Here is a 25,844-nt window from a genome sequence, read left to right as displayed (position 1 = left end):
GAAAATAAGAAATGAAAAGAGCCTGAGGCAGGCTCTCAAGTTACCGGATTTCCAGTTTGCCTTCAACAAGGTCTTCAAGGCTGTGTTCCATGTAAGGGGCATTGCTCCTGTTGATTAGCTCCTGGCAGACTTCAATCGGCTTTCCGTCCATCACAAGAGCCCCGTTTTCGATCAGTACCGCTCTGTGGGCAACTTCCCGGACAAAGTCCATGTGATGGCTAACGAGTACAATGGTCGTGCCGAAGAGTTCATTAATCCTTTTTAAGGAATTTGTTACATCCCTGAGAGTGACAGGATCGAGGTCCCCGAAAGGTTCGTCAAGCATAAGGTATTCGGGAGCTGTTGAAAGGCTCAGGGCAATAAAAGCCCTGACATGCTCTCCCCCGCTTATCTGGTAAGGAGTTTTATCAAGAACTTCCATTGGCAGATCAAGGGCTTCAAAGACCGGTCTCGCATAAGTATCGACATCTGTTACCGGAATAGCCGGGAAAAGTTCGAAGTAAACCGTGTCATTGAGATTCAGCTCTCTGAGTGCGGTAGTCTTTTCCTCTTCAGGCATGTCGGGCAGACGGTAGATAGTATCCAGGGTCTCATCCGAGAGCCCCATTTCCCGGGCTTTATTTCTCGCATATTCAATTGCACCCTGCTTTTTCATGCTCAGCCTGAAGCGGATCTGTTCCCGGACAGTGGAATTTACGGACATTGAGAATTCCTGGTTCATAACGCTCATAATCCGCCTGAGTTCCATGCGTTTCTTGCTGTACTCGGTAACATCCACCCAGTCCCCGTTGCATAAATACTCGACAGACCCGCTTTTTGGCTTCACCAGCCCTTCCATCAACTTCATAACGGTAGTCTTTCCGGCTCCGGAAGGACCGATAAATGCCAGAATCTCTCCCCTGCAAACATCCAGAGAGAAGTTTTTGATGTTGAGGACTTCCCCCATCCGGATAATGGAATAGCGTTTGGAGATATCCCTTACTTTAATGCAGGCTTCCTTATTTCCGGGTTCAGAAAGCTCTTTCTTTGGTTTCATGTCACGAAGGAAGTTTTTAAGAACCCAGGAAGGTTCTCCGTCGGCTGCGATTTTCCCGTTTTCGAGGAAGATAAGCCGGTCTGCGAGATAGGCATGGATTTCAGGGAGGTGGGAGACCACTATAATCGGAATATTCAGTTTTTCTTTCAGGCTCTTTATGACGTCAAGGACTTCCTGCTTGGTATCCGGTCCCGTCATTGTTACGGGCTCGTCCAGAAGAAGGACTTTCGGCTTTGCGGCAAGCTGTCTTGCCATTACAACTCTCTGCTTTTCTCCTCCGCTGAGAAGATTGGTCGAGTGGAGGGCTTTGTGTTCCAGGCCCACAAGCTTCATGTACTCCATCGCCTCGACAAAGAGATCGTCATACTCCTGATTCTCATTGTGAGGGAGGGCTTCGTGCCCTTTTCGGAGGTAATTCAGTTTCCTTATGATGTTTTCTATCGCAGGCCCGTTCCATAGCCCAAAATTTCGCTGGAGGTGTATTGCAGTTACGCTTTTCAGGAGGAGTTCTCCTTCCAGCCCCGATTCGGGGGTCACAATTTCTCCATCGATTTCTACAGTTCCTTTATCAAAGGGCTCAACCCCCCGGATAATACGGAGCAGGGTTGATTTCCCGCTTCCGCTTCGACCTGTGATTCCGAGAATCTCTCCGTCCTCCACCATGAGGTCGATATGGTCCAAAACCCTTCTTTTTTCGGAACGCACCTCATAATCTTTTACCAGATTGGAAATCCTGAGCATGATCATACCTCTTAGCGTTGCTTGCAAGTTGACGCCGGACCAGCGATAGGCTCTACAGGCCTCGATAGTCTTTTTTCCATTGAAAATTTGCCTTTCCCGAACCTTTGCATTTTTCAGATCCCTTCGCGTCAGTAGAATATGTTTGCGTTAGTAAAACATGATACTAAAATAGGAGCAAGTATTTCCTTTAAAACTATTTATTACAATCGGCTGCCTGTAAATTACCGATCGGACAGGTATTAAATCTTAAGTATAAAGATAGTTTCCAAAATAAAAAGTTTGGGAAAAAGAAAAGCCTATCGAAAAAAAGGCTGTTTGAGAGAAAAGCGTGATCTGGAGTAGGGAGGAGAAACGGAGTAGGACAAGGAACAGAATATCAGCCATTTAGTAGTAAACAATAGTAGACAACCATCTCTGGAGCCATAGAAAACTAGGAAAGAAAACAGGATAGAAAATAAAGATAGGGGTTTACAGCCCTGCTCTTTCAACCATTAAGTCTGCCACCTGTTTTGCATCTTTGAAAGGGAAGTCTTTGTCAGTAATCAGACTTTTCGCCTCGGCGGCAGTAACTTCAACATCTCCTATCATGCATGTGGTGTCCAGCCCCTCGGGTAAAGCGGCAATTAATTCCTCCAGCGTGTTGATTGGAAATTTTGCACCTTTGAGGATTTCAAGAATCTGTTCATGGACTTCTTCTCTGACTTCCATATTTTTCCTCCTATTTTGACCTGTTTCCTTTTTTCGATTATATGCTCTAAGGAATCATTATTCCATATATCTCTTATTGGCAGGCAATTATTAGATTCTTACCAGCAATGAAATGTCTTCTCAGACATTCTCTCAGGCATGAAATATCCTCTATTTTTTGTCCCGGATTCATGGAATAAGGTTCAGAACGGAGAGAGGGATTACGCTCTCAAAGACGGAATTTAAAAATAAATAGAAATTTAAAAAAGAACAGTTGAATTTAAGGAATTTCTCTTCATATCTCAGAAACGCAGGCAGCACACCTTGATTACAGGAGTTTAGCTTTTTATGGCTGATACGATCTCAGCCACTTTTGCCGTTACATCCTTTACTTCTTCAACAACCGTGCCGGTGACGATCATGTCCGCACCTGCAGAAGCACAGAGCTTTGCGGTTTTTGCATCTCTGATCCCGCCGCCAACAATCAGTTTGTTTTCTCCGAGTACGTGTTTGACAGCCCCTATCATTTCAGGGGGGATAGGCGCGTCGGCTCCGGATCCTGCTTCCAGGTAGGTATAGTGCATGCCGAGGTATTTGCCTGCAAGAGCGTAGACCGCAGCAATATCAGGTTTCTTCCGGGGGATCAATTTTGCGTCCCCTACCCACCCGACAGTACCTCCTGGCTCGACTACAAGGTATGCCATGGAAATCGGCTCTATCTGGCTTCTGTATACGAGCGGAGCTCCAAGCACCTGGTTTGTGATCACATACCCGAGATCTCTGGAATTCAGGAGGCTCATGAAAAATACGGCATCTGCATAACTGCTGAGCCCGGCTGAACTTCCAGGGAAAAGGATGGTAGGGACATTTACCTTTTCTTTAATCTTTATTACAGTCTCATCTAATAGGGTTCCCGACGCTCCGGTTGAGCCCCCTATCATAATGGCATCAGTGCCCCCTTCAACTGCTGCAAGAGCGATTTCGGCAGCTCTTTCAGGAGTCTGGGAGGCTGGGTCGATAAGGGTAAGATGAACTTTTCCGTCCTGCTCAATAATCTTCTGGAGGTGTGCTTCCACCTGCAAAAAAGATCATGCTCCCTTGGATTCCTTGGATTTCACGCGAAGAGTACCGTAGCCGCATTTTCTGCAGCGGGTTGCCCTTATAGCATTTCTGGCATTACACTTCATGCAGATTTTTTTGTTTAATAACCTTTCTTCAGCTTCTGGAAAACGAGCCATTTTTGTCACCTGCTATTATTTTTCATTATTGATACGGTATATAGCCCGCTTAAAGGATGTTAAGACATATAATGTTTTTCATCAAAAAATTGCGCCACCCGCTGAGTTTGCACCCTTTTCTGTTCTTCTTGTTCACACGTCCGGATTTTTTCATTCCTGCAGACTCAAAGTTTATTTATTGGTTCTGTTGTTTATTCCGTACCCTGAAGACTGAAAACTACGGCTGTGGAACAGTAGGCTGTGGGACAGTAATGAAACTGTACTTATTTACAGCAGTAATATTATAGTACTGGCAGTTCCGGAAGTGAACGAAATATCAGGCTACAATTATGGATTTTAGGCTTCTATTACAGGTTCGGAGGAGATTTGAGAACTTAAATTGAAACTCCATACTGCCAGGAATCATTTAAGGCTAAGGATAATTTAACCTAAAGGATAATTTAGGTTGAGGGTATTCAGGAAAAAACCTGAATTCAAACTATTAAAAAACTAAGGACAATTAAGGTTTAAGGTATACCCGGGATAAAATTTAACTCCCGATTCCAGTCAGGTGATTTATGTGGCTATTCATCCAATAGAATACCGGTACGGCACAGCAGAAATGAAATACGTATGGAGTCAGGAAAACAGACTTGCTAAGATCTTACAGACCGAGGCAGCCCTTGCCCGGGCAGAAGCGGATATGGGACTTATCCCGGCGGAAGCGGCTGAGATTATCTCCGAATGCGTTCCCTCCGTAAAGGCGGAAAGAGTTGACGAAATCGAAGCCGAGATCCACCACGACATGATGGCTGTTGTTGTTGCGATTTCTGAGAAATGCAGGGAAGATGCGGGCAAGTGGGTACATTTCGGCGCTACTTCAAACGACATCCTTGACACGGCGACCGCGCTCCAGATAAAGGACGCAATCGACCTCCTGGAAGATAAACTAAAAATCCTGCTCAGGGTGCTGGTAAACCAGGCAGAAGCCCATAAAAACACAGTTTGCTGCGGGAGGACACACGGGCAGATAGGCGTCCCCACAACATACGGGCTCCGCTTTGCAATCTGGGCTTCCGAGATTTCAAGGCACCTTGACCGCCTGTATGAGCTGACTCCGAGAGCTACTGTGGGGCAGATGACCGGGGCTGTCGGGACTCAGGCAGCTTTTGGGAAGTCCGGAATCCTGATCCAGAAACTTACGATGCAGCACCTCGGAATCGGGGCCGTGGATGTCTCAAACCAGATAATCCAGAGAGACAGGCATGCCGAATTTGTTATGTGGATGGCAAATACTGTCACGACTCTGGACAAGATCGGCATAGAAATCAGGACTCTTCAGCGCAGTGAAATCGCCGAGATTGAAGAAAGCTTCGGGAAAAAACAGGTAGGTTCATCTACCATGCCCCACAAGCGGAACCCGATTAGGTCCGAGCAGATCTGCGGGCTTGCAAGGATCGTCAGGGCAATGGTTGAGCCTGAACTTCTTAACAACACCCTCTGGGACGAGCGGGACCTTACAAATTCTTCCTGCGAGCGGGTTGTCTTCCCGGAAGCCTGCGTACTTACGGACCATATCCTTAAACTTGGGATCAGTGTGCTTGAGAATCTCAGGTTCTATCCCGAAAATATCCGCAGGAACCTGGATCTTCTACGAGGCCTGAACATGGGCGAAGCTGTAATGATCGAACTTGCAAAAAGAGGCGTAGGTAGACAAGAAGCCCATGAGCTTGTCAGGACTTCGGCAATGGAAGCCCATGATACGGGGAAGCACTTCAAACAGGTACTTCTGGATACTCCCTCTGTTTCAAGGTACCTGAGCGCAGGAGATATTGAGAACCTCGTAAACCCTGATAAGTATATAGGAACAGCTGTGGAACAGGTCGAAGTGCTCGTTGTAAAACTTCGTGAAGCTTATTCCCTCTGACCTCTTCCTCTCTTTTTCCTTTTCTTTCAAAGCAGAAGGAAGCGAAATTTGGAAGCATAGAAATGTAAATGATTTTGTAAAAGCCAGAAAAACTATTAATTACCCTGTATATTTATAATCAAGATAAAATATAAATATTTATATCTGAGGAATTCAATCTTTATTGGAAAACTTCATCAAAAGTTTCATCCAAATTGGGTGATTGAGGCATCTAAAAACAGGCGTTGCGTAACTAAAATCTATTTGGGCTAGATGTGGTAGATGATTTACGGTGTGAAAGTGGATTAGATGCCTCATTAACTCCTACGTAGAGGTTATTTATAAAATTTGTGCTAGTTTAGTTCCAGGTTCTTCAGAAAGAATTCATTCTCCCACCCCTTCTTTTTAGGATCTTCCTCATAGTTTTTATCCAGAGTGCCTGTAACTTAAAATCTCGACCTTTACAGCGTCATTCAAAGTACAGGTCAAACGTGAATTTTCCGCTTACTTCAGGACCATTCGTGGAGATTCTTTCCAGCAGGCTACTTCAGATTCATCCCTGGAGATTCTTTCCAGCAGGCTTACTTCACAGATTCATTTCCGGTCAGAATCTCCAGATTTCTGGATTTAGCAGACAGATGTACGGTAAGATCCTGCGGGCAATGTGCGGAGTCTTATCTTATGGGCAACGCTCATGTCTTATGGGCAATAATCCTATCTTATAAGTGATGCTCATATCTTATTGGCAACGCTCGTATCCTTGGACAATGCCCCTTGATGATAATCCTGATCACCACATATTCCTGATATATCCTATAACTCCTGATGCCCTGACCTGAATGTAACGGAATAGAGAGAGGAGAATTTTAGAAAAGGTATTAAAGTTTTTGAGTTTACAGGAGCTTTAATGCTTAACTAAGTGCAAAATTCACTTCTTCTGCGGAATGAGCTCACAAACTGGATTTTTATTTTAGAAAAGGAATGTAAAAATTTATATACAATGATTTTCTATGCCAGACAGTGTTGCTTTATGTGGTATTGAGGCATCTAAAAAACGGCGTTGCGTAACATAAAAATCTATTTGGGCTAGATGTGGTAGATGATTTTCGGTGTGAAAGTGGATTAGATGCCTCAATAATTCCATAGGATTAGGTTATTTATATAATTTGTGTTTATTCTGTGCACAACCGTCCAAAACTTCTTTTTTATTAAGAAGTTGTGGCTCACTTCTGCGTTAAATTTACAAACTGAGAATCCTTTCTCGTGTTTTTCCAGTTCTTTTTTTCGGTCCTGTTTGATTAGAATAGAGGTTATTCCGAGTTATTTACTGATTTGTTTATTGATTATCCCTTTATTTTTGTGTCGATCCGAAAATAAATCCTTATATACACTTTCACGGTCAGCCCTTCTCCCCTTCCCGAGCATCTTAAAGTTTTTTAATTTTTGCCGGCTATGAACGAATCTCGCTCAAGACAGTTTTTCCAATGTTTACAAATAACCAGAGTAATGCCGGATGTCACTTTTAAATACCAGCACATAAGTTCGCACATCGGCATTACTTTTTATAATGATGTTCCGGGAATTACAGAAGAACGTTTTTACATCATAAATTACCTGAAGGCAGGTTCATTGACATTCAGGTTACTTACTCCTGCTGCTCGGGTTTGAAGACCACCAGATTCGCCCAGTCAAATTTGTCAGGCGGACAGGCCCGGATACATTTCTGGCAGTGCGCACCTTCGCAGAGGTCGGTGCTTATCATAACCCTGCCTTCCTCGTCAATTGTAATTGCGTCATTAGGGCAGACTTTTATGCACTTCTCGCACTCAGGGCAATCAACAACCATGGTCATATAGGTCCCTACCCTTTCGAGCACATGCAGACCTTCTTCCCCAAGGACAGGAATATCCCTTTCCACACGCTTATCCACCACAGGGTTATCTATGGGATCTCCAAGCGACGGAAGCTCCTTCTTTTTGAGGTATTTTTTAAACATCTTAAAGGGCATTCCCTCTTCCCAGTACGCAAGTTCAAGGACATAAGCGTCCCGGAATTCCGGAGCAGTCGCAAACATTATGTGAGTGCCTATTATCTGGCTTGCAATATCCTGAAGTTCCCACAGCCTTCCTTCCGAAAGCAGGATTTCCCTTGCAACAGCAAGAGAGGTGTTCCCGAGCTGAGCAATGTTCCCTGTAGAGTAGGGGATCAGGCCGATTTTCTGGGCTTTTTTCGCATCCATATATGTGCCGGCAGCACCTGCCATATACGCTGTATCAATATCTGTCAGTTCTATGCCTGCAGTCGCACAGAGTGTAATATGCCCGGCCCGGATTGCACCAATGGCTTTCCCGGCTTCTTTCAGATCCCTTTCCGAGAAAGTTATTTTGTTCTGCAGGTGAATTAGTTCATCCGGAGTTTTGATTTTTGGAAGCACAACCAGACCGTGCTCCAGAGTTTTTTCGATCAGGGCAATAACTCCCGTACCTGTAATTCCTTTTGCTTTGATCTGCCCTGCTTCAAGAATTTCTCCGGTTTTAGGGTCTACGAGATCTCCGAGGTCGGGTCTCATCTCTTCGTTCAATACGTAATTTCTCAAAGCTCCGTCCTCGAATTCAAAATCCGAAATTGCAAAAGGGGAAGCAAGAGTCCCATGCCTTATCTGCTGCCCTTCAAGAGCAGGCCCTGCAGCTGCTGAACCGGTATATATAATGTCTTTTACCTTGAGCGCCATCTCGGCGTTTGTCCCGTAATCAGTTGCAATCGAGATCTTATCGCTGTCAAGCATACCCGATTTAATTATAAGAGCAAGGGCATCGGCTCCGACTTCATGTTTTATTGCAGGCGGGATTACAACTTCACAGTTAAATTCCTCAAGCCCGAAAATTTCGCTGCTGGGTACTATTCTCGCATTCCTTTTTTGTTCCTCTATATTGTACTTCTTTTTTTTCCGCTCCCCTGCATAAGCCAGGTCTTCAATGCTTATCCCCTGAAAAATGGACAACTGGATAGGGTTTCCGCATATTGAAAGCCTGTCAAGTTCTCCGCTTTGAACATCAAGAGTCTGGAGCAGGTTCTTTACCGCATTTACGGAAAGTTCGTGCGCAAGGCCCTGCCCGTAGTGAATTGCGAAGTCCATGTGATCCATCACATTCGCTCCGGGAAGGGGATTTCTCAATGTTATTACTGTCCGTTTAATTTCCTGGGTATTAAGGTCAACCTTCTGAGCCCTATACCCGCTTGTTCCCAGGTCAATTGCAACTCCATATCTCATACAAACTCCCCTCGCTAATTTATTCTACAGGGTGGTTTAACATACTGGAAGCCATTTGGAATTTTATGTACTTATTACTTTGAAAAACGACGTATAAATAAATAAGGTGTTTTATTCATTACCAGATATAAATTAAAGTCAGGCAGGCACTCCCACTAACTTTTGCTTATTTTTAAGAACTGTATTTAAAATGGTGTTTGAAAATAGTTTTTAAGATTCGATTTTAAAAACAAATCCCGTAAAAAACTTCAGTCCACTGTTTTTTCCCCCGAAGCAATTTTCCCAGTAAATGTGATATGATTTCTTCGTTTTTCAGGGGGTCACCGTGTGTTTATTACAGAGGATTTAAAATGCACATCGGGAGGGATAGTTTTATAAGTGAATAATCTCTTTGTATAGCTGATGAGCTAGTCCGGGTAGCCCGGCGTTACCTGTAACCCGAAATCGCCGATATGCGGGGGACGAAGCCAAAGGAAGATGCGTCAAAGGGATTCCAGCCTGTGGTCTCAACTGAGAAGCCCCGTCCTGCTTGGATGATGCAGGTATGCGGACTTGCTGGAAAACAGGTTCTCATACCCTAACCGCAGAAACCGGTCGAGGCCCGGAAGGGAGCAGACTCACTGTGGGCAACCGTCGCTTGCGGGGTCGCGGGGTGGAGAAGAGATTCCAGTCTACTGAAGTCTCCAAGATACAACGACCTGCGGTGTGCTCATCACTAAGCACATAAACTAATATTTTTCAAGAGCCTGGTTTTATAATAAAACTGTAATTTCTCTGAGAAAACAATTTATTTGGAAAACTTACCCCCGGAAAAGGTTAAATATATGAAATGCGTTTTAGGGGGCGCGTTTCTAAAGAGTGATATGACGAGATAGCCAAGCCCGGTATGGCGTGGGATTGCTAATCCCATGATGCCCTGCATCGCGGGGGTTCGAGTCCCCCTCTCGTCGCTTTCTTTTTTCAAAATTTCTATACTCTGCACATCATCTTCTGTTGTGGCCTGTATTTTTCTCATTAATCTGTATGTAAATTTTATATAAGACTTCACCTTATACCCTGTAAATAAAAGTTATTTTACACCCCCATCTCATCCCCTCATAATTCAGTGCTTTTAGTTTACTTTACAGAAATGGATTGAGTCAAAACAATGAAACGGATATCATCAGGAATACCTGAACTTGACGAAAGGATCGGCGGAGGATACCTGGAAGGCAGGGTTCTTCTTATCACCGGAGACACAGGGACTGGCAAGACTACTTTTACCATTCATTTTCTACACAGATCATGCCTTGATGGGAAGAAATGCGTCCTGGTTGCAACAGAAGAACTTCCGGAAGATATTCTTGATCTATCTGAAATGTTGGGACTCGGGCTTACTAAATATTATGAAAAAGGTCAGCTTACAATTGAGAGGTCCTTTCAGAGCCGTTCCGAAAAGGTCCAGACCTCCAAATTCGGGTTTACTCCCGAAGGTCTGGAAATAGAGCTACCCACGCTTTCGGATTATGTGCCCGAAGGAACTGATGTTGTGGTGATTGACAATATAGGTGTTTTTACCCTGAGGCTTTCTATTCAGGACTTCAGGGACCAGTTTGATGCCCTGAACTTCATTCTCAGTACCCGAGGAGACTGCACGGCAATGTTTGTCATGGACGATACAGCGTGCAAGATGACCCATAACCTTGCTGAGTACTCAGTAAGCGGTTCCCTCCGGCTCATGGTAGACGAAAATCCCTATACAGGGAATATTGAGCGCTACATAAGGATTCCTAAAATGCGAAGGACATGCCTCAGTCTGAATCCGATCAGGTTTGAAATAACCTCGTCAGGAATTAAACTCCTTTGAAGAGCTGCATTCCTATCAGTCTTCGGTTTTTCCTCCTCCCTTCTTCACCTATCACTTTCATTTCTTCGCCTCCCTACTTATCTACTTCTTCACTCAACAATTTCACTTCTTCACTTCCTAACTTACCAACCTCTTCACCTGAAGTTTTTCATTCCTACTTCCCACTAATCCACTTATCCGTTTCCGATTCTCGTTTTTTCCCGGATTCTTTTGATTTCCTTTTTAAACATCCATTTTTTGTGTTTTTCAAATCGCAACAGACACTATATTTATTTTTTTACATATATATCGAAAAACAGTAAAAAAATAATATAAAATACATAGAATTTTTTAATGAAAAGGTTAATACCATTGAAATACAGTTCTTATTTGATGGAGAAAATAAATTTTCAATAATCGATCTACAGATACCAAAAAAAGACAAAAAACACTTTTACAGATATATACAAAAAAATTAAATAATATAATTAATAATATTAAAAAAGCATCAATTCTTATTTAATAAATTTAGAATATAATTATTACATTATTTTGTACTGAGAAAAGAATTTTGTGAGGGGACGAGCCTTGGCGGGGCAAACTTCTATGGTTTCCAAAAATGAGAAATCTCCGGATGACTCAGAAAAACCAGACAATGATATGCATAAAGGGGGGGAAGAAGAGGTTCTGGCAGGAAAATCCAGTTTTCTACAGGTACCTGTCGAAAGGACTTCTTATGAAGATACTCCAAATGTAACTGACACTGATAACCTTCAGACTGAGAGCGACAAAAGGGATATGGGGGGTTTTCTTCAGGAAGTTTCCGGGACTCAGAGAACCCCACAGAAAAAGAACTATCCATATTGGATGAAGGATAGTGCAGGGAGCGAAGATACAGAAAAAGAAAATACTGACCTTCCTGACATGAAAATCAAGATTGAAACCCGAAAAACCAAACCTATACTCGAAACTGTTCAATTTACGAGTTATTCTCCGCAAACTGAGACTGAGGAAGAACCGACAAATAAATTCGTATTGGAAACTCCTTTGTTCGGAGAAGTGCCGGGAACTCAAAAAACCAAAGCTCTGGAGGAAAGTTCTGAGCCTGAAATAAAATCTTCCGGCTCTTCCGAAGTTGCCCTTGGAACGAAACCTTCCGATTCTTCTGAAGTTGCCCTTGAAACGAAACCTTCCGATTCTCCTGAAGTTACCCTTGAAACGAAACCTTCCGATTCTCCTGAAGTTACCCTTGAAACGAAACCTTCCGATTCTCCTGAAGTTGCCCTTGAGCCAAAACCTCCGGTTTCTCCAGAAACTGTTTCTGAAAAGAAAGTAGAACTTATTCCCGAAACCGAAAAGAAAGGGATTTTCCCTCCTGACATCGGGCCTCAAGACCAGAAAGGTACAGATCATGAAGGTGGAGTTGAGGAGTTAAAGGATACCCAGGATACAAAGGAAGAAAGAAAAGCCCGAAGCTCAGGTAAAATTAAAAAAGCTCCCCAGAAAGCGAAAATTAAGAAAAAGTCCGGATTCCTGGAGAATATGAAGGATCTTAGCCGTGACATGGCCGGGATCAAAGAAGGCGAAAAATTAAGTGACAAGCTTAAAGAGTTCTTTAATGAAGTAAAGACCCCTGAAGGAGCAAAAAAGAAGTTTGCAGAAATCATCAGGAGCCTGAAGGATGAGGATCTCAGGGTTCTTCCCCCATATGATCCTGAAACCTGCGGCCCGCTCCTTGAGTATGAAATTCCTGCAGGGCTTACCGAAATCGAACGCTACTGGGTAGAGGAGCCCTACGCCTTTATCAGCATAATTGAAAACCTGGAAATGAAATACTATTATGTTGTTGAACCCACTCTCAGCACCTATGAAAAAGCCGTTCTTGAGAGAGTCCGGGACAACCTGGAAGATGTGCTTACTCAGGACGATATGATATCCGGACAGGAGAAGGACGTCATTCTCATTAACAGAGGCATGAGGCTTCTGGACCAGTATTACAGCACCCTGGAAGTTTCCTCGATCCACAAGATAATGTATTTCCTCAGGAGAAATTTCATCGGGTACGAAAGGATAAATGCACTCATTAAGGACCCGAATATTGAAGATATTTCCTGTTCGGGGATTGAAATCCCTATCTATCTCTACCACAGAAAGCATAACAACATCGTGACCAATATCCTTTTTGGGGAAAAGGAACTTGATTCCTTAGTTGTCAAGCTTTGCCAGAGGAGTGGCAAGCATATCTCCATAGGAGAACCGATTGTAGATGCAACTCTTCCGGACGGTTCAAGGATCCAGGCAACCCTTGGAAAAGAAGTTACAACAAGGGGCAGTTCCTTCACTATCCGTAAATTCAAAGGAGACCCCATAACCCCGATAGACCTTATCAGGTATGGGACATGTAGCGTCGAGATGATGGCTTACTACTGGATCGCCATTGAAAACAACATCAGTGTACTTTTTGCAGGAGGTACCGCCTCGGGCAAGACCTCCCTTATGAATGCGATTTCTCTGTTTATCCCGAGGCTTTCAAAGGTAGTGTCCATTGAAGATACCAGGGAGATCATGCTCCATCATGAAAACTGGATCGCAGGCGCAACCAGAAAATCGTTTACGGTAGGCGGGACCGGAGAAGTTTCCATGTACGAACTCCTGAAAGCTGCCCTCAGGCAGCGCCCGGAATATATCCTTGTGGGCGAGGTCCGAGGTAAAGAGGCTCTGACCCTTTTCCAGGCAATGTCAACAGGGCACACCACCTATTCGACAATGCATGCAAGCGACGTACAGACCGTGGTTAACAGGCTTGAAAACGAACCCATCAATGTCCCGCACGTGATGATGCAGGCCCTTGGAGTCATCTGTATTCAGATGCAGACCTATGTCAATGAGACCAGGGTAAGGAGAACCAAAACAATTGTGGAGATCACAGGCCTTGATGCAAGGTCAGGAAGTCTCAGGATCAATGAACTTTACCGCTGGGAGCCGGTGCATGATAACTTCAAACGGGCCGGGGATTCCTATGTGCTCAATGAGATCATGAAAGCAAGGGGCTGGAACCCTGATAAGCTCTTCATTGAGTTTAAAAACAGAGAACAGATACTTGCCTACCTGACAGCAAAACAGATCCGTGATTACGTGAGCGTTTCCCTGATAGTGCATATGTATGCCACAAACCCGCAGCTTGTAATGGAAGCGGTCGGAAGCGATTCCTTGCGGGATATGGTACTGCACCACAGTTAATGGGGGCATCCATGAACGCTATAAATACCCTGGCATTCAGGATCTTCGGAGAAAAAATCCTTGAAAAAGAGGACAGGTATGCCCTATTCAGGATAAAGCTTCGCCAATCCCATATTCCTCTGCCTGTGGAACAGTATGTCTCAACCGCAATTTTATATTCCCTGTTTGCAGGAATATTCGGCGGGCTTACAGGTTTACTGATCGGAAAGCAGCTCTTCAGAGGCATCACCCCGGAAAGTATTGTTTCAACGTTTGGCATCTCAAACCGCGTAACAAGGGCAGTTGAAACTCCTGAATTTATTGAAGCTCATCTCCCCTTAATCCTTACAGTCGTAGGCGGACTCGTTTTCTTCTCGATGATTGCCGCCTTTACCTACGGGCTTATTATGGCATACCCCCCTATGAAAGCCGACAGCAGAAAGCGGGCTATCAATGCGACAATGCCCCATGCAACAGCTTTCCTCTATGTACTGCAGAGGGGCGGAGGTATGACTATCTTTGATATCATGAAGTCACTTTCGAAGCATTCTCACCTCTACGGGACTGCCTCGCACGAGTTCGGGAATATCATAAGAGATATCGAGTATTTCGGAAAAGATCTTCAGGACGCCCTCTGGGATTCAGCCGACAGGACGCCTTCCGAACAGTTCAAAGACCTTGTAGACGGCCTGATTTCAATAGTTTCCAGCGGAGGAGACATTACCCTTTACCTGAAAAATAAGACTGACCTTTACAAATCCAATGCCAATAAGGAACACAAGCGTTTCCTTGATACCCTCGGGCTCCTGGCAGAGGTTTATATTACGGTATTCGTTGTAGGTCCCCTGTTCCTTATGGTCATTCTCGTGGTCATGAACATGATTGACAACGGAGGAGCGACCAACCTCTATATCCTCGTATACGGAGCAATTCCCTTCGGGACAACGATCTTCCTGGTCTTCCTGGACATGCTTACAGGGGACGTGGAAAAGATGCCTGAGGAGAAAGTCTCCAGAATTAAGCCTGATTCTTTCAGCGATGTCAGAGTAAAGCCATGGACGGAAGAGGATGAGGAACTGCTCCAGAAGATGGCGTTTTATGAAAAGGTGAACAGGGTCAAAAATGTGATCTTGCACCCGATAAGGGCTATGCTTGACAGGCCGGTATACGCCTTTGTAATAAGCGCTCCAATCGCCCTCGGATACTTTGCTTCGGCGTTCCTGGAACACATGCCGTACGAGGGAGGGTTTGTTGAAACCACATCTACCCTTGATGACTATATCTTTGTGACCCTGCTTGTCCTTTTCATTCCTTACATCATCTTCCACGAATTCGAAGTTCGGAAAATCAGGCAGATTGAGGACCAGGTTCCTGAGTTCCTTAAAAGGCTTGCAAGTATCAACGGGACAGGAATTCTGCTTGCCGATGCCATTGCCATTACAGCCCAGTCAAATATGGGCAGGTTGAAATCCGAAATCAAATGCACGGTTGCGGATATCCGCTGGAACTCAAACCTCGTAGAAGCCCTGAAACGTTTTGAAGCCAGGATCCGGACCAACATGACCCGGCGCAGCCTGACCCTTATAGCCAAGGCAAGCGAATCAACAGGAGACATCCACCAGGTCATCAGCACGGTTGCGGATGACGCAGACATTGAGAAAAACCTCAAAAAGGAACGTTCTGCCGAGATGTTCATCTACGTCTTCATCATCTTTGTGACTTTCTGCGTCTTCCTGGTCATAGTATACGTGCTTGCAGCCTTCTTCCTGCCCGCCCTTGACGGTTCCAGCAACCCGGCAATGTCCATGGGAGGCTTTGACCTGACAGAGTATACCCTCCTCTTCTTCCACGCAGCTCTTCTCCAGGGTTTCGGTTCCGGGTTGGTTGCAGGAAAAATGGGCTCGGGAAGTATATCTTCCGGGCTCAAGCACTCCCTTGCAATGATGACAGTATCCTATGTGCTGTTCATCGTGTTTATCTGAATTCGGGATTTTGGGCACCCTTCAGGAGCTTCTGTCCTCCGGGTTTTTTAAACCCGGAATTCCCATTTTTCCATTGGAATGAAAGTACTTTGCCGTTCATTTTTTGTGCCTGCCATTCAGAGAATTTCAGTGTTTTTTAACAGTACTTTTCGCCTTAGCAGATTTCCCGAATTAACACAATTTCCCGAATTAACATAATTTTCTGCTTTTTATTTTCAGGGCCTTTTTTCCGATTTTCCGCATCCGATTTTGAAAATCCTGTTTCCCTGTTTAAACCAGGAATTTCCTTTGATCCACTTTCTTTTTAAAGATAAACACCCAATTTTGAGGAAGATGGAAAAAAACACAGCAACTAAGAAAATGCTCCTTTCCGGGCTCATCCTTGCAGTTATCCTTTCTTCCTTTTATGTTCTGGACTTCAAGGCGGCGCAGAGTGAGACACAGACAAATTCAAGGGTAAGTGCCTATTCCTCGGGAGACCCCGGGATTGATTTTCCGGACAGGATCTATCTCTATGTCGAAGGAGACAATTCTATCTCAAAATCCCTCAGGGAAAGCCTCGAAGCGGAATTGGAAAAAACAGGCATGGAGGTATCAGTAACCGATGCAGTCGAGGAAAAGTATGAATCTCAAGCTCTCCTTGTGAATGTAAGTAAAGACGGACTTTACACTCCTGTTTACGCCTCTTCGGACCTGAATATCCTGTTCTTCTATACCTCTACGGGAGAAGGCACAAAATATTTTGAACAATTCAAAGAAGGAAATGTAACGGTGGTCTTTGAAAACACAGGTTCCGGGGAAGGGGAAAAACTGATACGCGGGGATATGGAACTGCAGGATTTCACAAAAGGGATTGTATCTTTAAAAGCTTACAGGAAACACCTGGCTGAAGAAGCTGCAAGGAAAACAATAGAGCAGTTCCAACAGCAAATAAGCATTTCTCCTTAAGCCCTTTTTTTCAGGCAAGCTATAGATAATATCAGGGCGTTTGTTTCAGCAGTTTGCTCCAGATGTTCATATCCTCAAATCCCTTTCCAATCCTGCAGTTGTTCACAAGCCGGCCTGTGCAGGTATAGCCAAGAGAAGCAAAGGCGGAGTTTATGCCGGGAGAAGAAGCCCTGCAAAGGGTATAGGAGCTCAGGAAGTTTCTTTCTGAAAGTTCTTCTTCCAGAGCTTTGATAAGCTCTTTCATCAATCCCTTTCCCCTTTCGGAAGGAACCGTCAGGCAGTCAGTCATTTCGGCACTCGCGTTTTCGGGGTTCATTTCTGCCGAGGCAAGACTCACGATTTCCCCGCGCTTTTCCACAAGGAGGTAAAAGACATTGGAATCCATGGTTTCGAGCAGGTAGTTTTCCATGTGCAGGGGAGCCGGATATAATTGAAATCCCTGCCTGTAAAGGGCTGCCATTGCAGAAGCATCCGCCTGGACTGCGGGCCTGAGTATATACCCTTCCGGAAGGCAGATTTTTTCTTTCTGTTGCCTCCAGATTTCTATTTTTCGAGAACTTCCCTTTTTTTGCCGCTTTTTCCCGGTTTCTCGTTTCTTCCTCAGGCAATTTTTGAGGATCTGGTCTTCTTTTTCTTTCTGAAGGGAAATACCTCTGGAATTTTCCGGGTAATTTGAGAAAATATGGCAGTCCTTTCCGGAGTGATATCCCCTGATGATCCCTTCCTCTACATATCCGCAGGTACGGACCTCATTTCCTTTTTTCGGGGAGGTGTATACGATTATTTTTCCCATTTCCTCGGCTTCGGCAAGAACTTCAAGGTTTCCGGAGAGCGCTTCAAAAATCCCGGTAAACTCCACGACTTTTATTCTTTTATTATAGTAATCAATTACAAGTTCAGCCCCTGCCCCTGGAACCTTAAGCTCTGCTTTTTCCCAGTAACCCGGAAGTTCTTCATGAATCTCGAGCGTTAAGGGAACGTTTTTTTTCGTAGCGGTCCCCTCCTTAGTTTTTAAACACATTTTTTGCTTCCAGTACCTATTTTTCCGAAATCATTTCCTTTCAGAAACGCTGTTTTCTTTCAAGGCCTTCCGGTTCAAGGGCGATTATATCATTTTCTTCGTTGTAGAGTTTTGCAAGACCGGTATCACTTTTAAGCCCGGGGTACTTATCGCAAATGGAACATTTTTGCTGGCACGCTGCGGAGTACTCTGCAGGTTCAGGGTATACGCAGATAACCCCTTCGTAATTCCGGAGGGTGACTCCGGTGTCCGAACTTGAAATCAGGTAATTGGGCCCGACAGGGATTTTTCCTCCCCCACCGGGAGCGTCGACCACAAAAGTAGGGACAGCAAGCCCTGAGGTATGCCCCCTGAGCATCTCCATGATCTCTATGCCCCTTGCAACCGAGGTCCTGAAATGTTCCAGCCCGAAGGAAAGGTCGCATTGATAAAGATAGTAAGGCCTGGTCTTTATCCTCAGGAGTTCGTGACAGAGTTTTTTGATTATCACCGGGCAGTCGTTTACCCCCCTGAGGAGTACGGACTGATTGCCAAGGGGGATCCCTGCACGAGCAAGCATACCCATTGCCTTTTTAGCTTCGGGGGTAATCTCTTTTGGGTGGTTGAAGTGGGTGTTGAGCCAGACCGAAGGGTATTTTCCAAGGATTTCGCACAGTTCGGGAGTTATGCGCTGGGGCAAGGTGACAGGCGCCCTCGAGCCTATCCTTACGATTTCCACATGCGGGATATCAAAAAGTTCCCCCAGGAGCCAGTCCAGCCTCTCGTCGGAAACAAGCAGGGCATCTCCCCCCGAAAGCAGGACGTCCCTTATTTCAGGGTGTTCCCTGATGTACTCGATTCCCTCCCGGATTGTTTTTTCCGAATAATCATATTCCCTGTTGCCGACCCTGCGCTTGCGAGTGCAGTGTCTGCAGTACATCCCGCATCGGTTTGAAATAAGGAAAAGCACCCTGTCCGGATACCTGTGAGTTATGCAGCTCTCTTCCGATGGTGAATCAAGGTCTTCACAGAGAGGGTCTTCAAGTTCCCAAGGAGATTTTTGAAGTTCGGCTGAGAGAGGCACGGCCTGCATCCGGATGGGACAGTTCGGGTCTTCCGGATCAATAAGGGAAGCATAGTAAGGAGATATTGCCATTGGAAAAACCTCAAGCGCTTTCTTAATATCCGCCTTTTCTGCATCCGAAAGCGGGATCAGTTTTTCGAGTTCTTCAACAGTGGTGATTCTGTTTCTATACTGCCATTTCCAGTCTGAAAATTCTATTTCGCCTGCGTTAAAGCAGGTTTTAATCTTGGATTTCACGGTTAAACCTCAGTGAAAGCTGGAAGAAAAATCAAGGGACAGACGCCCGGAATAATTAAGGGACGGATGTCCAGAATATAGTACATGGAATCCTGTTCAGGAAATTAAATCCAGTCTTTTCCAGCTTATTTAAAGAAAATGCGTCTTTAATTGGTAAATGTTAAGATTTAATTAATCTATTAAATACTTTTTTGCCAAAAGAAGCTTCAATGGTTCTTATTTTCTGAAAATAATTCTTAAAAATCTCCCCTTATTCAAGAGAATTTTTAATTTTGTCCTTTCCTATCCTTTTATCTTCGGTTAAAACTGCAATTTTTCTGGCATTTCCTATTCTGCCCCCTCTGAAGGAGATAGGAACCTTTAAAAAGGAAGAAAAGCAATTGCTTCTTTTTTTAGCATTCATATGGAAATAAAAATGCTTTCTAAAGGAAATAAAGACGAGAATCCCATTTTAATTCCAAAATATGGAGTTTTTAAAGTTCCAGAAGATAAAAAAGGATTTTGATGCCCAAAAAATCCTTTTTTACCCTTATTTTTTGAATATGTCTCGAATGAATTCTGCCATTGCCGGGGATACCCCATTGCCGGAGTGCTTCCACTTTGCGCCAATGAAATTTATATTAATTGAGAAGTCAATCTACAATTGATGGAATCACTGCTTTTGAGGGAACTCCTGATTATTTTCGGGCTTTCTATCCCTGTGGTCTTTGCATTTTCCAGATTGAGGATTGCCCCGCTGGTGGGCTTTTTACTTGCGGGCATCCTTGCCGGACCTTTTGGTTTCGGGCTGATTCAGGAGAGCGGGGAGATCGAACTGCTGGCTGAGATAGGGGTCGTACTCCTGCTTTTTACCATAGGGATAGAGTTTTCCCTGCGCGACCTCCTGCAGCTCAGGCGAATCGTGCTACTTGGGGGCGGGCTTCAGCTTTCAATTACCACTCTTGCGGTTGCTTTTGTTTTCGTCCTGCTGGGGAGTTCCAGGGAAACTTCTATTTTCCTGGGAACGCTGGTGGCACTGAGCAGCACGGCAATTGTCCTCAAGATCCTGCAGGAAAAGGGAGAAATCTACAGTGCCCACGGGAGAACTTCACTGGGAATCCTGATCTTCCAGGACGTGGCTGCAGTGGTAATTATCCTCCTTACTCCAGTCCTGGCAGGCGTTTCAGGAGAAGAAAATGGCTTTTTCGAGCTTATCCTTCAGGCCCTGGGACTTGTCCTGCTCACCCTGCTCAGCGCCAGGTATGTTGTTCCTTTTATTATGTACCATGTGGCACGGACCCGCAACAGCGAACTTTTTCTCCTGAGCGTGGTGGTTATAGGACTCTCTGTTGCCTGGCTGACCTCAATGGCAGGGCTCTCCCTCGCTCTCGGAGCTTTCCTGGCAGGGCTGATTATTTCCGAGTCAGAGTATTCTACCCAGGCCCTTGGAAACGTGATCCCCTTCAGGGATATGTTCATGAGCATTTTTTTTATCTCCATAGGGATGCTGCTTGACCTGGACATCCTGAGGCAGCATCTATTCCTGATCCTGACCGCCACCGCTGCAGTGCTGCTTTTCAAGGCTTTTGTAAATGCCCTGAGCACTTTCCTTATCGGTTTCCCCCTTAATACGATGATCCTGGTGGGCTTCTCCCTTTCCCAGGTAGGAGAGTTCTCCCTGATCCTTGCCGGTGTCGGTTTTGCAAACGGACTCCTTTCCACAGAAATCTATCAGGAATTCCTGGACGTAGCGGTGCTTTCCATGGTACTTACCCCTTTCATCATGGGCATGGCCCCCCGAGCTGCGGCTTTCGCTCAGGAGCTTCCCTTCCCCCAGGTGCTGAAATCCGGCTGGTACAAAGGGTTTTTAGAGCACAAAAGGGAAGAAGAGCTTGAAAATCACCTGATCATAATAGGTTATGGAGTCAACGGGAGAAACGTTGCGACTGCTGCCCGGGAAGCTTTGATCCCCTACCACATAATCGACATCAATCCGGACACCGTAAGGAAGGAAAAATCAAAAGGAGAGCCTATTATGTACGGAGACGCAGCCCAGAAAGCCGTACTGGAACATGCAGGCATAAGGGCTGCAAAATCGGTTGTTATAACTGCGGGCGATCCTGTAAGCGCACAGAGGATTATTGATGCGGCAAGGAGGTTGAACCCGGAAATCCATATTATTGCAAGAACCCACTTCCTGAGCGAACTCGATAGATTCTACTCCCTCGGCGCGGATGAGGTCATCTCGGATGAGTTTGAAAGCTCCATAGAACTCTTTTCCAGGGTGCTCCACAGATACATGGTCCCTTTCAGCGAAATTGAAACTATGGGGGAGCAGCTTCGGGCAGACCACTACAGGATACTTCGCAGCCCTGAAATGCGCCGGAAAAGTCTCTGCGAACTTTCCCTTGACTTTTCCGAAGTAGACATCCGAAGTATAAGGGTAGGAAAACACTCAGGCGCTGCCGGCCAAACCCTCGGGAACCTTAATATCCGCAAGATGTATGGAGTTTCTATCCTTGCAATTTCCAGGAACCATAAGCTAATCTATGACCTGGGAGCCGAAACCGAACTTAAATCCGACGACATCCTGCTCGTAATAAGCCCTCCGGAAAGGCTTGAGAAACTTAGGGAACTTTTTGAGTAGGAGGAGTGAGAAGGTTCTTTTTCTTACAAATACGCTTTTTCGGGACCATATCCAGTAATCCGGTATAGATCCTGTACTCCTGAATAACAGAGCAAAAAATCAGGCTCTGTAGAAAAATCAATTGTTTTTTATAAAACTGAAGGAGTAAATCCGGAGATGTAAATCTATTTACTGTAACCTGTATGGGAATTTGTTTTAAACAGGCGTACCACTGCAGAAAATCAGAACAAGTACAATGACAGTAATACAAAATGCAATTTCAGTATATCTTAAAAATTTATCCTCCATAGTTTTAATAAGGAGCCAATCTTATATAAGTTATTTCCACAGTACCATTGGAATGAGAGTAACATTTTGAAACAGTATGCGGTCTACCAGGAACGGTGAAAAATCAAAAAAATAAGAGCTGATTTTGATCGGAAATACCCGGGAAAAATAGAAAATATATTGATGGACTGCTGAATGATTCAAATCTTCAAGTTCTTACCATTCGAACTTTAAATTTTTTTCAATATGACATCTCTCGCTCCAGAATCATGCTATATGCGAAACAAATTTTAAAATTTTTACATAATGTAAATATAACTATTCAGAACCAGGAGAAATATGCCGAAGTACAGAATAAGTTAAATTACCCAGTTTTCACTGTTTTTCGTGGTTACTTATTAAATATATTATCCAAAAAATTGAACATTGAGTCTCTAATTTCTTTTCAGGATACTGAATGCCCCAATTAATCATATATTACTTTTTCTATATATCCCCCTGAAAAAGTGCCAGATTTCGAGAGTATTAGAGTGTTTATACATGCAGAATCTGAGATTAAAATTGAAGAAAAATCTTTTCCCGGTGTTCACATCCAGACACCAATGATAGGTAAATCATAAAAATAGGGACCGTAACTATTTTTAAAATAATTAATAGTATCTTTGTAAAAAAAACAAAACATTTTTATATATCCCGGCTATCTTATTAATGGTGTCAATGAAATCCAAAATAAGCCACTATTTTGCATCGATGGCGCTGTTGTCCGGTTTTCTTTTGGCGCTAACAGGTATTGTTTATGCTCTTTCTGTACACCTTACAAGAAAATCTGATCCCGGAGAAATTGCCATCACATACGGTTTCATCGGTTTCGGTTTATCCCTGATTCTTACCGGCATCAATCTGATGATAAAGCAACCGAAAGAATATCATCTTCATATTGTGGGAACAGGGCTCATCCTAAACTGTATAGGGGTTATGGCTTTTCTTGCACTTTACCCTCAGGGTTATCCCGTTTGGGGATACCCGAATGTTACCTATGTGGCAGCCATATATGCCGCAGGCGTGTGTCTGCTCGCAGGAAATGCCTTTGCAAATACGGTTTTGAATCAGATTGAGGAGAGAGCAAGACAACTTTCTGAAGTAGAGTCTGAAAAGATAAAGAGCCACAGTGAAGAAGAAATCGAAAAAGAAGTCCAGAAAACACTCGAAAGGTCTCTTACACAGAAGGATGGCTTTTCGAGATTCAACATGGAATTGAGAGACTCTGAATATGATTTTATTCTCGGAAAAGGGCTTACGGAGTCACAGGAGAAAAAGGTCACAATTCAGGATGAAATTTTGGAAGTTGAGAACCTGAAGTTCACAAGTACCGGAAAGCTTGAAGTTCTCGATGATGGACTCGATTCGGCATCACTGCTACTTGCCCGGGCTACCAGCACAGCCTCTGGGGGCAAAGAACCCAAAGGGATATTCAACCGTAAAGCGAAACTTTTCAGGAGACATTGAAATGGCTAAAGGCCTTGACGTAGGAACCATGAATATTATATGCGCGACCAAAGGAAATGGTTCAATTTCCTTTTCCCAGCAGAGAAACGCATTCCTTGAAATGGAGTCAAACGACCTGACAAAACAGATGCTTGACAATGGAAAAGTACTGTACACGCATAAAGACAGCAACCTGAATGTGCTCGGAGAAGATGCCTTCAAATTTTCAAACGTGTTTAACAAGCACATCCGAAGACCCATGAAGCAGGGGATCATAAGCCCCGACGAAAAAGATTCCATTCCGATGATTAAAGTCATCATTGAGAGGGTACTCGGAGCCCCTGATAAGAAAGACGAAATCCTCTACGTTTCAGTTCCTGCAAATCCTATCGATAACCAGCTCAATGTACTCTATCACGGAAAAACCGTAGAAGCCCTTGCCAATAAACTCGGATATGTCACCCACCCGATCGATGAAGGGCTTGCAGTCGTATATTCCGAACTCAGCGACTCCAATTTTACAGGTATCGGGATCAGTGTAGGGGCTGGAATGACAAACGTAACTGTGGCATACATGGCAACTCCCATTGTTTCTTTCAGCATTGCCCGTGGAGGAGACTGGATTGATGAGCAGGTCGCAATTGCCACAGGCATGGCAAAGGAAAGAATCACCTCAATCAAAGAAACAGACTTCGCACTGGGTTCAGAGTACGAAATCGGAAGTGTCCAGGGCGCCCTTGCTGTTTACTACGATGCCCTCCTTACATATGTCCTGCAACACCTCAAGCGCAAGCTCTCGGAAACTGCCCCTCCTGATGCCGAATTCCAGGTAGCAATTGCCGGCGGAAGCACCAGAGCCAGAGGTTTTGTGGAAATGTTTGAGAAAAGATTAAAGGAAGCAAATCTGCCTATCAGAATTTCGAGCGTCAAGAAGAACAGGTTTGCAGGCCCCTCGGGAACGGACTCAAGAGACCCGATCTACGCAATTGCCAGGGGATGCCTGATTGCAGCTCTCTCCAAGGAGGCAAGCCTTGCCCCTGCTCCCTCGCCTTCCCCCGAAAGCCCGGTCTCTAAATTCTCAACTCAGAGGCCAGAACCTATCGTAGTCACTAACAAAAACTGAACCTGACCGAAACATCTGCAGGTACTCTTGAAGAAGGGTAAAACTGAGAGCAAAAACCCTTCTTCAAAGTTTTTTCAAATCTCTTTTATTCGAATCCTTTTCTTCATTCCTTTTTGTCAAACCATTTTTCAAACCATTTTTCAAACCATTTTTCAAACCATTTTTCAAACCATTTTTCAAACCATTTTTCAAACCATTTTTCAAACCATTTTTCAAACCATTTTTCAAACCATTTTTCAAACCATTTTTCGAACTATATTTTTGAGATGAGAATTTTTTTGTTTTTCTGGTATTCCGATACATATAAATAATGTATCAGTTATTCTACATAATGTAAAACAAACATTACATATTGTAGGGATAGATTTACACTATGTCGTTAAAATTTTACTTTGAGATCAGCAGAATCGAGAGATTATCACTGAAAAATGTATGAGGAGTTATTCGGATGAAACGAAAACAGTTTAGAATAATTTCTTTCCTGATCACGATGATCATGGGGGCTGTTGTAGGTTTTTCGGTTTCCATAGGAAATCCGGCGCTTGCAGTAGGTGTCGTACTTGCGGGTATGGCGGCTATGTACAATCTGAAAAGCAGGCTTGAAGGCGTGGTTGAAGATGAGAGAATCCACCAGATAAGCCAGAAGGCTTCGCGCATTACTCTCCAGATAGTGGCGCTGGGGCTTGCTCTTGGGGGCGCAGTCCTGATAGCTATGAGGAACACTTACCCCGGATACACGGACCTCGGTTTCTTCATGGCATACGCCAGTTGCGGGGTTCTTGTGCTTTACTCCCTGTTTTACAGATACTACAACAGGGAATACGGGGGCTGAGATGAAGAACAATATTAAAGTTTACAGGGCAATTCATGACCTTACCCAGGAAAGCCTTGCGGAAAAGGTGGGAGTGACAAGACAGACAATAAACGCTATAGAGAAAGGAAAGTATGATCCCTCGCTTGACCTTGCGTTCAAGCTTTCCAGACTTTTTAAAGCAAGCATTGAAGATATCTTCCTCTATGAGGGAAGCAAGAATTGAAAATTGCCCTGAAAAGGGTTTATTCCCGTATTCTTTTACCGCATAAAAGAATTCCATAATTCGGGGGAGAGCTTTACCTGAAGGAAAAGAGCTCTCGAGAGGAAAATGCGAGAATAAAGGCATATAAACCTTTTTTCGGGCATAGGAACGCAG

The 25,844-nt window shown here is 44.3% G+C and carries 19 protein-coding genes, 1 tRNA gene and 1 other RNA gene; 12 read left to right on the top strand and 9 right to left on the bottom strand.

The annotated features are described in order from the left end of the window. Window positions 1-40: 40 nt before the first annotated feature. The 4 genes from ACSAZL_RS02060 to ACSAZL_RS02045 form a co-directional block, all read right to left on the bottom strand. Entirely contained in the window at window positions 41-1,777 is a 1,737-nt protein-coding gene (locus tag ACSAZL_RS02060) for an ATP-binding cassette domain-containing protein (protein ID WP_440947095.1), read from the bottom strand. Window positions 1,778-2,245: 468 nt separating this feature from the next. After that, window positions 2,246-2,485: an MTH865 family protein gene (locus ACSAZL_RS02055; RefSeq protein WP_440947094.1), complete on the bottom strand. Its 240-nt coding sequence runs from the start codon at window positions 2,483-2,485 to the stop codon at window positions 2,246-2,248. Window positions 2,486-2,802: 317 nt separating this feature from the next. Further along, on the bottom strand, window positions 2,803-3,546 hold the full coding sequence (locus ACSAZL_RS02050; RefSeq protein ID WP_440947093.1) for a geranylgeranylglyceryl/heptaprenylglyceryl phosphate synthase: 744 nt from the start codon (window positions 3,544-3,546) through the stop codon (window positions 2,803-2,805). A 6-nt stretch (window positions 3,547-3,552) separates the two neighbouring features. Beyond that, on the bottom strand, window positions 3,553-3,702 hold the full coding sequence (locus ACSAZL_RS02045; RefSeq protein WP_048065861.1) for a 50S ribosomal protein L40e: 150 nt from the start codon (window positions 3,700-3,702) through the stop codon (window positions 3,553-3,555). Window positions 3,703-4,261: 559 nt separating this feature from the next. On the opposite strand from ACSAZL_RS02045, the gene purB reads away from it, so the two are divergent. After that, the gene (gene purB, locus ACSAZL_RS02040) at window positions 4,262-5,608 is read left to right on the top strand and encodes an adenylosuccinate lyase (protein ID WP_440947092.1); all 1,347 of its coding nucleotides are present in this window, start codon (window positions 4,262-4,264) and stop codon (window positions 5,606-5,608) included. A gap of 1,624 nt (window positions 5,609-7,232) precedes the next feature. On the opposite strand, the gene ACSAZL_RS02035 is transcribed toward purB, so the two are convergent. Continuing rightward, the gene (locus tag ACSAZL_RS02035; protein ID WP_440947091.1) at window positions 7,233-8,858 is read right to left on the bottom strand and encodes a methylamine methyltransferase corrinoid protein reductive activase; all 1,626 of its coding nucleotides are present in this window, start codon (window positions 8,856-8,858) and stop codon (window positions 7,233-7,235) included. 400 nt (window positions 8,859-9,258) lie between these two features. Here ACSAZL_RS02035 and ffs point away from each other — a divergent pair. The 6 genes from ffs to ACSAZL_RS02005 all read left to right on the top strand — a co-directional run bounded on the left by ffs (window position 9,259) and on the right by ACSAZL_RS02005 (window position 16,832). Further along, window positions 9,259-9,573, top strand: an RNA gene (gene ffs, locus ACSAZL_RS02030) — signal recognition particle sRNA. A gap of 150 nt (window positions 9,574-9,723) precedes the next feature. Continuing rightward, window positions 9,724-9,808 (top strand) — tRNA-Ser (locus tag ACSAZL_RS02025). Between the two features lie 197 nt (window positions 9,809-10,005). Next, window positions 10,006-10,704 (top strand): ATPase domain-containing protein, encoded by a 699-nt coding sequence (locus ACSAZL_RS02020; protein ID WP_440947090.1) that lies wholly within the window; start codon window positions 10,006-10,008, stop codon window positions 10,702-10,704. Between the two features lie 585 nt (window positions 10,705-11,289). Next, entirely contained in the window at window positions 11,290-13,923 is a 2,634-nt protein-coding gene (locus ACSAZL_RS02015; RefSeq protein WP_440947089.1) for an ATPase, T2SS/T4P/T4SS family, read from the top strand. An 11-nt stretch (window positions 13,924-13,934) separates the two neighbouring features. Then, window positions 13,935-15,884, top strand: a complete 1,950-nt coding sequence (locus tag ACSAZL_RS02010; RefSeq protein ID WP_440947088.1) for a type II secretion system F family protein — start codon at window positions 13,935-13,937, stop codon at window positions 15,882-15,884. A gap of 333 nt (window positions 15,885-16,217) precedes the next feature. Then, window positions 16,218-16,832 (top strand): hypothetical protein, encoded by a 615-nt coding sequence (locus ACSAZL_RS02005; protein ID WP_440947087.1) that lies wholly within the window; start codon window positions 16,218-16,220, stop codon window positions 16,830-16,832. A 31-nt stretch (window positions 16,833-16,863) separates the two neighbouring features. Here ACSAZL_RS02005 and ablB read toward each other — a convergent pair whose 3' ends face one another. From ablB to ACSAZL_RS01990, 3 genes are all read right to left on the bottom strand, one after another. After that, a complete protein-coding gene (gene ablB / locus ACSAZL_RS02000; RefSeq protein WP_440947086.1) occupies window positions 16,864-17,853 on the bottom strand; it encodes a putative beta-lysine N-acetyltransferase in 990 nt (329 codons plus the stop codon). Window positions 17,854-17,893: 40 nt separating this feature from the next. Further along, a complete protein-coding gene (gene ablA / locus ACSAZL_RS01995; RefSeq protein ID WP_440947085.1) occupies window positions 17,894-19,153 on the bottom strand; it encodes a lysine 2,3-aminomutase in 1,260 nt (419 codons plus the stop codon). Between the two features lie 250 nt (window positions 19,154-19,403). Then, on the bottom strand, window positions 19,404-19,556 hold the full coding sequence (locus ACSAZL_RS01990) for a hypothetical protein (RefSeq protein ID WP_440947084.1): 153 nt from the start codon (window positions 19,554-19,556) through the stop codon (window positions 19,404-19,406). A gap of 243 nt (window positions 19,557-19,799) precedes the next feature. On the opposite strand from ACSAZL_RS01990, the gene ACSAZL_RS01985 reads away from it, so the two are divergent. From ACSAZL_RS01985 to ACSAZL_RS01975, 3 genes are all read left to right on the top strand, one after another. Beyond that, the gene (locus ACSAZL_RS01985) at window positions 19,800-21,779 is read left to right on the top strand and encodes a cation:proton antiporter domain-containing protein (protein WP_440947083.1); all 1,980 of its coding nucleotides are present in this window, start codon (window positions 19,800-19,802) and stop codon (window positions 21,777-21,779) included. Window positions 21,780-22,754: 975 nt separating this feature from the next. Next, window positions 22,755-23,552 carry a DUF7139 domain-containing protein gene (locus ACSAZL_RS01980; protein WP_440947082.1) on the top strand — a complete coding sequence of 266 codons (798 nt, stop codon included), beginning with the start codon at window positions 22,755-22,757 and terminating at the stop codon, window positions 23,550-23,552. A gap of 1 nt (window position 23,553) precedes the next feature. Then, on the top strand, window positions 23,554-24,654 hold the full coding sequence (locus tag ACSAZL_RS01975) for a hypothetical protein (RefSeq protein ID WP_440947081.1): 1,101 nt from the start codon (window positions 23,554-23,556) through the stop codon (window positions 24,652-24,654). 63 nt (window positions 24,655-24,717) lie between these two features. Here ACSAZL_RS01975 and ACSAZL_RS01970 read toward each other — a convergent pair whose 3' ends face one another. Next, window positions 24,718-24,894 (bottom strand): hypothetical protein, encoded by a 177-nt coding sequence (locus ACSAZL_RS01970; RefSeq protein WP_440947080.1) that lies wholly within the window; start codon window positions 24,892-24,894, stop codon window positions 24,718-24,720. A 208-nt stretch (window positions 24,895-25,102) separates the two neighbouring features. Between ACSAZL_RS01970 and ACSAZL_RS01965 the strand changes: the two genes are divergently transcribed. Beyond that, a complete protein-coding gene (locus ACSAZL_RS01965; RefSeq protein ID WP_440947079.1) occupies window positions 25,103-25,486 on the top strand; it encodes a DUF2178 domain-containing protein in 384 nt (127 codons plus the stop codon). Window position 25,487: 1 nt separating this feature from the next. Beyond that, window positions 25,488-25,691 carry a helix-turn-helix transcriptional regulator gene (locus ACSAZL_RS01960; RefSeq protein WP_440947078.1) on the top strand — a complete coding sequence of 68 codons (204 nt, stop codon included), beginning with the start codon at window positions 25,488-25,490 and terminating at the stop codon, window positions 25,689-25,691. The last annotated feature ends 153 nt before the right edge of the window (window positions 25,692-25,844 follow it).

This window comes from Methanosarcina mangrovi (assembly GCF_052057765.1).
Classification (GTDB): Archaea; Halobacteriota; Methanosarcinia; order Methanosarcinales; family Methanosarcinaceae; genus Methanosarcina.
The sequence above is the reverse complement of the archived record's forward strand: the minus strand, read 5'-3'. Positions and strand labels throughout refer to the sequence as shown.

Bases quoted from the DNA above. Each gene is read 5' to 3' on its own strand.
- ACSAZL_RS02060 (WP_440947095.1), bottom strand. From the start codon at position 1,777: ATGCTCAGGATTTCCAATCTGGTAAAAGATTATGAGGTGCGTTCCGAA.
- ACSAZL_RS02055 (WP_440947094.1), bottom strand. From the start codon at position 2,485: ATGGAAGTCAGAGAAGAAGTCCATGAACAGATTCTTGAAATCCTCAAA.
- ACSAZL_RS02045 (WP_048065861.1), bottom strand. From the start codon at position 3,702: ATGGCTCGTTTTCCAGAAGCTGAAGAAAGGTTATTAAACAAAAAAATC.
- ACSAZL_RS02035 (WP_440947091.1), bottom strand. From the start codon at position 8,858: ATGAGATATGGAGTTGCAATTGACCTGGGAACAAGCGGGTATAGGGCT.
- ACSAZL_RS02020 (WP_440947090.1), top strand. From the start codon at position 10,006: ATGAAACGGATATCATCAGGAATACCTGAACTTGACGAAAGGATCGGC.
- ACSAZL_RS02015 (WP_440947089.1), top strand. From the start codon at position 11,290: ATGGTTTCCAAAAATGAGAAATCTCCGGATGACTCAGAAAAACCAGAC.
- ACSAZL_RS02010 (WP_440947088.1), top strand. From the start codon at position 13,935: ATGAACGCTATAAATACCCTGGCATTCAGGATCTTCGGAGAAAAAATC.
- ACSAZL_RS02005 (WP_440947087.1), top strand. From the start codon at position 16,218: ATGGAAAAAAACACAGCAACTAAGAAAATGCTCCTTTCCGGGCTCATC.
- ablB (WP_440947086.1), bottom strand. From the start codon at position 17,853: ATGTGTTTAAAAACTAAGGAGGGGACCGCTACGAAAAAAAACGTTCCC.
- ACSAZL_RS01990 (WP_440947084.1), bottom strand. From the start codon at position 19,556: ATGAATGCTAAAAAAAGAAGCAATTGCTTTTCTTCCTTTTTAAAGGTT.
- ACSAZL_RS01985 (WP_440947083.1), top strand. From the start codon at position 19,800: ATGGAATCACTGCTTTTGAGGGAACTCCTGATTATTTTCGGGCTTTCT.
- ACSAZL_RS01980 (WP_440947082.1), top strand. From the start codon at position 22,755: ATGGTGTCAATGAAATCCAAAATAAGCCACTATTTTGCATCGATGGCG.
- ACSAZL_RS01975 (WP_440947081.1), top strand. From the start codon at position 23,554: ATGGCTAAAGGCCTTGACGTAGGAACCATGAATATTATATGCGCGACC.
- ACSAZL_RS01965 (WP_440947079.1), top strand. From the start codon at position 25,103: ATGAAACGAAAACAGTTTAGAATAATTTCTTTCCTGATCACGATGATC.
- ACSAZL_RS01960 (WP_440947078.1), top strand. From the start codon at position 25,488: ATGAAGAACAATATTAAAGTTTACAGGGCAATTCATGACCTTACCCAG.